4 protein-coding genes are annotated in these 5,556 nt (G+C 65.4%); all 4 read right to left on the bottom strand.

The annotated features are described in order from the left end of the window. Positions 1-370: 370 nt before the first annotated feature. Positions 371-2,011: an ABC transporter substrate-binding protein gene (locus tag EN991_RS21365; protein WP_127369490.1), complete on the bottom strand. Its 1,641-nt coding sequence runs from the start codon at positions 2,009-2,011 to the stop codon at positions 371-373. 508 nt (positions 2,012-2,519) lie between these two features. After that, entirely contained in the window at positions 2,520-3,467 is a 948-nt protein-coding gene (locus EN991_RS21370; protein ID WP_127369491.1) for an alpha/beta hydrolase, read from the bottom strand. Continuing rightward, a complete protein-coding gene (locus EN991_RS21375; protein WP_127369492.1) occupies positions 3,464-4,144 on the bottom strand; it encodes an isochorismatase family protein in 681 nt (226 codons plus the stop codon). Before EN991_RS21375 ends, EN991_RS21370 begins: the two co-directional genes overlap by 4 nt. Positions 4,145-4,247: 103 nt before the next feature. Beyond that, positions 4,248-5,552, bottom strand: a complete 1,305-nt coding sequence (locus EN991_RS21380) for a Xaa-Pro peptidase family protein (RefSeq protein WP_027161258.1) — start codon at positions 5,550-5,552, stop codon at positions 4,248-4,250. Positions 5,553-5,556: the final 4 nt, after the last annotated feature.

Raw genomic sequence — 5,556 nt, forward strand, 5'->3', positions numbered from 1 at the left:
TTTTCAACCCGTCAGATGATCGCAGCGATCCACCGGCTAGCCCTGCACTTGAAGGGGCGCTGACGCTTCTGACCTTCTCCCCTTGTGGGAGAAGGTGGATCGGCGCGCAGCGCCGAGACGGATGAGGGGTGCGTGACGGAGTGAGGCGGTGAAGGTTCTGCTCTGGTTCAGGGCGTTTACTGTTGGCGTATCGCCAAGCTGGAACACCCCTCATCCGTCTTGCCGCTGCGCGGCAATCCACCTTCTCCCACAAGGGGAGAAGGTTAGAAATGCCGGCGCATCACCGTCGCCCGGCCCTTCGCAGGCTCAGAGCGTTCGAGGCTCGTAAAGCCAAGCAATTGGCTTTACGTCCGCTAGCGCGGACCGCCTCTCAACTCTCAATCCACACCTTCTCAAAGTGCTGCTCCAGCGCCTGGTGCTGTTCGCAGCCTTCGACGCCTTTGCGGTAGGTGCGGTAGACCGAGCGCCAGTAGGGTTGGATGATGATGCCTGAATCGCGCAAATTCTGCTCGATCTTGCCCATGATCTCCTTGCGCGCCTTGGCGTCGGGTGTCGCCAGTGCCTTGTCGAGCAGCGTGTCGAACTCGGGATTGGCGTAGGCGCTCTCGTTCCAGGCGGCGCCGGATTTATACGCCAGCGCCAGCACCTGGACGCCGAGCGGGCGGCCGAGCCATTCGGTGCAGGAGAAGGGGTATTTGCTCCAGTCGTTCCAGAAGGTGGCGGCCGGCAGCACGGTGCGCTTGATCTTCAGGCCGGCCTCGCGCATCTGCGCGCCGATGGCGTCGCCGGTGCTCTTTTGCCATTCGACGTCGACGGAGATGAGCTCGAACTCGTGGTCTGATTTGCCGGCCTCGGCCAACAGCTTCTTCGACTGCTCGACGTCACGCTTCGCCGGGCCGATATCGGCATATTCGGGGTGCATGGGGCCGACATGGTGGTTGTCGGCGGGCTTGCCGCGGCCGCCGAGGCCGAGCGCCAGCACGGCGGCATTGTCGACGGCGAGCTGGGCGGCGCGGCGCACCTTGACGTCGTCATAGGGCGCGTTGGCGACATTGAAGCGGGCGACGATGGTCGAACCGGTGGCGATCTCGGAATTCATCAGCCCCATCGTCTCGGTCTGCGAGACGGCATCGGAAGCGGTCTCGTGGTCGGTGTCGATCTCGCCGGATTCGAAGGCCGAGAGCATGGCGTTGGGGTCGGAGCCGTAGTCGACCCATTTGATGCCGTCCAAGTAGAATTCGCCCTTCCACCAGGGCTTGTCTTTGCGCTTCACCTCGGCACCGGTCTCGGCATCCCAGCTGACCAGCTCGCAGGGACCGGTGGTGATGGCCAGCGCCTTCAGGGGATCGCCGTCGCCCTCATAGGAGCGGTGCATGATCAGTGCGGGATAGTCGGCCATGCCGGCGATCAGCGAGATGTCGGACTTGGGCAGGTTCAGCTTGATGGTGAAGTCATCGACCTTTTCGATGCCGCCATCGACGACCTTCTTGGTGTCGGCATTGACCAGCGCGCCCATGCGCGCGGCGACCGAATTGCCCGGCACGGAAGCGTCGCACCAGCGGGTGAGGTTGTGGATTACATCGTCGGCGTTGAAGGCATCGCCGTTCGACCAGGAGATGCCCTTGCGCACGTGCAGGGTCAGCGTCCTGGCGTCGTCGCTCGCCTCCCAGCTTTCGAGCAGCCAGGGCTCGAAGGAGAAGTCGGTGTTCCAGCGCACCAGATATTCGTTGCAGTGGCGCGCGACATTCGACATCTCCACGCCGTCGAAGGTGCGCGGGTCCTTGAAACCCTTGACGTTCATGGCGACGCGCAGGACGCCGCCCTTCTTGGGTTCCGCCGCGCGGGCAGGGATGGTGCCAAGTCCGCCCAGCGCCAGCGCCCCGGCGGCGCTGACGCCGAGCCCGGCCATCAGCGCCAGATATTCGCGGCGGTTGATGCCGCCGGCCTTGAAATCGTCGGCCACGGGTTTGGCTTGCGGGTGGAGTTTGCGGTCGGTCAGCATGAATTTCATCGTCGTTCCCCTGTTGTTGATGCATGCCGCCCAAAAGTGCCCAGCGGTTTTGGGACAATGGCATGCACAGAAAAATCGCCCCGGCCGATCGACAGGCGCGGGGGCGGACGCGACCGCCGGGGCGCCGTTGCCTGAGGGGGAATGATAAGGCTGGGTGACGCTAGGGAGTGTTCGGTTTTCCGCAGTGATTGTGCGGGGTTCCGCGGGGGGAGTCGGCGATTGGCGTATGCGTTGGACGATGGCGCGGCGCGAATCTCCCTCCTTGAGGGGGAGATGTCGCCGAAGGCGACAGAGGGGGTCGGTACGACGGGACTCGACCTCCTATGTTCCATTGTTGAAAAGAGGATGCCGGCGCTTCACGCGAGACGCCCCCTCACCCAGCCTCCGCTTCGCTCGGCTGACCTCTCCCCGAGGGGAGAGGAGACTTGCAGCGCCGGCGCTTCTCTCTTCTCCCCAGCGGGGAGAAGGTGGCCGCGAAGCGGCCGGATGAGGGGGGCCTTCGCCACGTTCAATACGGCCACTCGCCCCTGCCCAGCGCGCCAACCGCGCCGACAATCCGCGCAAACGCTTCCGCGGCTGCCGGCACCGTGGTGCGGGCACGCAGGAAGCTGTGCACCAGCCTCGGCTCTTCGTGCCACCACGCCTTGCCGCCGGCGGCCACAATGCGGTCGCGGTAGGTCTCGCCATCCGAGGACAGCGGGTCGCATTCGGCGGTGACGATCACCGTCGGCGGCAGGCCGGTGAAATCCTTGTCGCGCAGCGGCGCAAAAGTCGGATCGTCCAGCGATTGGCGCCTGGCCGAGCGGACGTCGCGGTAGAAGGCGACGTCGGTCACCGACAGCAGCGGCGCGTCGGCGTGTTCGATGTAGGAGCCGGCACGCTCGTCGCCGCCGAGCTCGGGGTAGATCAGCACCTGGCCGATCGCAGCGCTGGCGTGCCGGCGCGTCGCCTGCGCCACCGCCGCGGCCAGATTGCCGCCGGCGCTTTCGCCGCACAGCACCAGCGGCAGGCCTGATCTCGCCGCTGCCCATTCGAAGGCGGCCACCGCATCGTCGAAGGCGGCGGGATGGAGATGCTCCGGCGCCAGCCGGTAATCGACCGACAGCACGTCGAAACCTGTGCCGGCGCAGAGCTCGGCGCAGATGTCGTCATGGCTTTCCAACCCGCCGAGGATGAAGCCGCCGCCGTGGTAGTAGACCACCATCGCCTTGGCGGCGTTGCCCTCGAGCCGGTAGCGCCGGACCGGGATGTCGCGGCCGGCGGCGGCGATCAGCCCGTCGCTGGCCTTGATGCCAGCCGGGCGGCCCTGGTGGAAAGCCCGGCTCATCCGGTCGTAGACGGCGCGCTGCTTGTCGATCGGCAGGCCGATGATTTCGGGCGGATACCAGGCGTTGACGGCGTCGATATAGGCCCAAAGGGCCGGGTCGAGCCGTGTTTCGTAAGAGCCTCGCGTCATAGATCGGCGTAGAGCGCGGCCGCGTTGTCGAAGCTGAAACGCAGCGGCACCGAGCCCTCGACCTGCCAGACGGTGACGGTTTCGCCGGCCAGCAGCCGGCAGGCGTCGTCGGTGTCGGTGACGGCGCCGCCATAGAGCCGGTTGGCGAGGTTGAGGATACCGGTCTGGTGCATGGCCGCGCTGCCGCTGCCGCAGGCATCCTTGACCAGCAGCACGCGAAAGCCTTTTGCCACCGCATCCTTGACCGACGCGTCGATGCAGGCCTCGGTCCAGACGCCTGATATGACCAACCATTCGATGCCGGCCGACTTGATGTCGCGTGCCGCCGGCCCGCAGCGGAAGGCGCTGGCCTCGGCCTTGATCAGCAGCGCCTCGCCCTTGGCCGGCGCCACCTCATGGCAGATTTCGGTCAGCGGATCGCTCTTGTCGGAAAAGGCCGACTTGCCGTCCTCGCCGAGCGGATGAAACGGGCGGTCCTGGCTGTCGAGATCGACGATGTAGGCCCAGTGGTAGAGCGGCACATGGTTCTGCCGCGCCGCCGCCTGCAGGCGCTGGACGTTGGCGAGGATGCTGCTGAAGCCTTCAACCAGATAACGCGGGTCCTGCCGGTGCTCTTCCTGCAGGTCGATGAAGATCGCGGCTACGGTGCCGCGCTTGAGGGAGATGGGCGTTTTCATGCGGCGCCTGCGTGATGCATGGGCGAGGCAGTCAAAGACCCTTCCGTATGCCGGCGGGACAGAGGAGGGCGCCAGGCAACGAGGCGCTCATTGGTTGCCCGTATCAAACCTGCGTCTCCAGAAACTCGTCCTCATAAGGAAAGCGCGACAGAAGCTCCGTGCCCGTCTCGGTGATCAGGATCTCGTCCTCCAGCTTGACGCCCTCGCGGCCGCCCTTTTCGCCGATATAGCTTTCGACGCTCACCACCATGCCTGGCACGATATGGCCGTCGCGGCCATAGGTCTCGTAATCCATGGCGTGCGCGATGAACGGTGTCTCGCCATGCATGCCGACGCCGTGCATGACCGAGGTGTAGCGCTGGTCGACGAAACGGTCGGGGATCTTCCACGCCTGCTCGGCGATCTCGCGGAAGGCCATGCCGGGCTTGACGATCGAAATGTTGTGCTGAACCTGGTCATGCGCCATGCGGTAGAGCGACTTCTGGTAGGGCGTCGGCTTGCCCGGCCCGCAGCGGAAGGTGCGCGAGAAATCCGAATAATAGCCGTAGCAGCCGATGGTGTCGGTATCGAGCGCCAAGAGTTCGCCGGGGCGGATCTTGCGGCCGCTGGCCTCGTTGAACCACGGGTTGGTGCGCTGGCCTGATGTCAGCAGCCGCGTCTCGATGAACTCGCCGCCCTGGCGGATGACCTCGCCATACATGATGGCGAACAGGTCGTTTTCGGAAACACCGGGCTTGATCGCCTCACGCACCGCATAGACGGCAGCCTCGGCGCCGGCCATCGACACCTGCAGGCATTTGACCTCTTCCGGCGTCTTCACCGCGCGCACCGCCAGGATTTCGCCCTGGCAATCCCTGACCTCACAGCCGCGCTTTTCCAGCGCCAGCGCCTGCAGATGGCTGCAGCGGTCGAGGCCGAGCTTCATCGAGCCGCCGCCATGCTTTTTCAAAAGCTCGGCGATCTCGTCGGCGAACGGACCTGCGGTCTCGTCGTCGCGGCCCGAGACCGACGACCAGACCAGCTTGGAAGGCCGCGCCTCGTCGATCGTGTCGAGCACCATGGAGACATGATAGCTCTGCGGATATTCGAACAGCACGATCGGCCCGTCGGTCGGGATAAAGAAATAGCGGGTCGAGTTGCGCAGGAAATAGCCGAACATGTTGCGCGAGCCTGTGGCGTAGCGCTGGTTGTACGGATCGAACAGCACCACGCCGCCATAGCCGGCCTTGCGCATCCAGCCGCGCAGCTTGGCCAGCCGGCCCTTGCGCAGGGCGTCGGCATCGATGAAGGACGGTTCGGTGTCCGACAGCCACATGCCGCCGGCCGGATCGGCCGCCGCGGGGTGGCGCATGCGATCCTTGAAGTCCACGTCCTCGGTGCTGTCGGGGTCGAAAACGACGATGCTCATGGGG

It is taken from the genome of Mesorhizobium sp. M7A.F.Ca.US.005.03.2.1 (assembly GCF_003997795.1).
GTDB lineage: Bacteria > Pseudomonadota > Alphaproteobacteria > Rhizobiales > Rhizobiaceae > Mesorhizobium > Mesorhizobium ciceri.

What these genes read in the sequence shown, in the direction of transcription:
- EN991_RS21380 (WP_027161258.1), bottom strand. Translation starts at nt 5,552, where the DNA reads ATGAGCATCGTCGTTTTCGACCCCGACAGCACCGAGGACGTGGACTTC.
- EN991_RS21370 (WP_127369491.1), bottom strand. Translation starts at nt 3,467, where the DNA reads ATGACGCGAGGCTCTTACGAAACACGGCTCGACCCGGCCCTTTGGGCC.
- EN991_RS21365 (WP_127369490.1), bottom strand. Translation starts at nt 2,011, where the DNA reads ATGAAATTCATGCTGACCGACCGCAAACTCCACCCGCAAGCCAAACCC.
- EN991_RS21375 (WP_127369492.1), bottom strand. Translation starts at nt 4,144, where the DNA reads ATGAAAACGCCCATCTCCCTCAAGCGCGGCACCGTAGCCGCGATCTTC.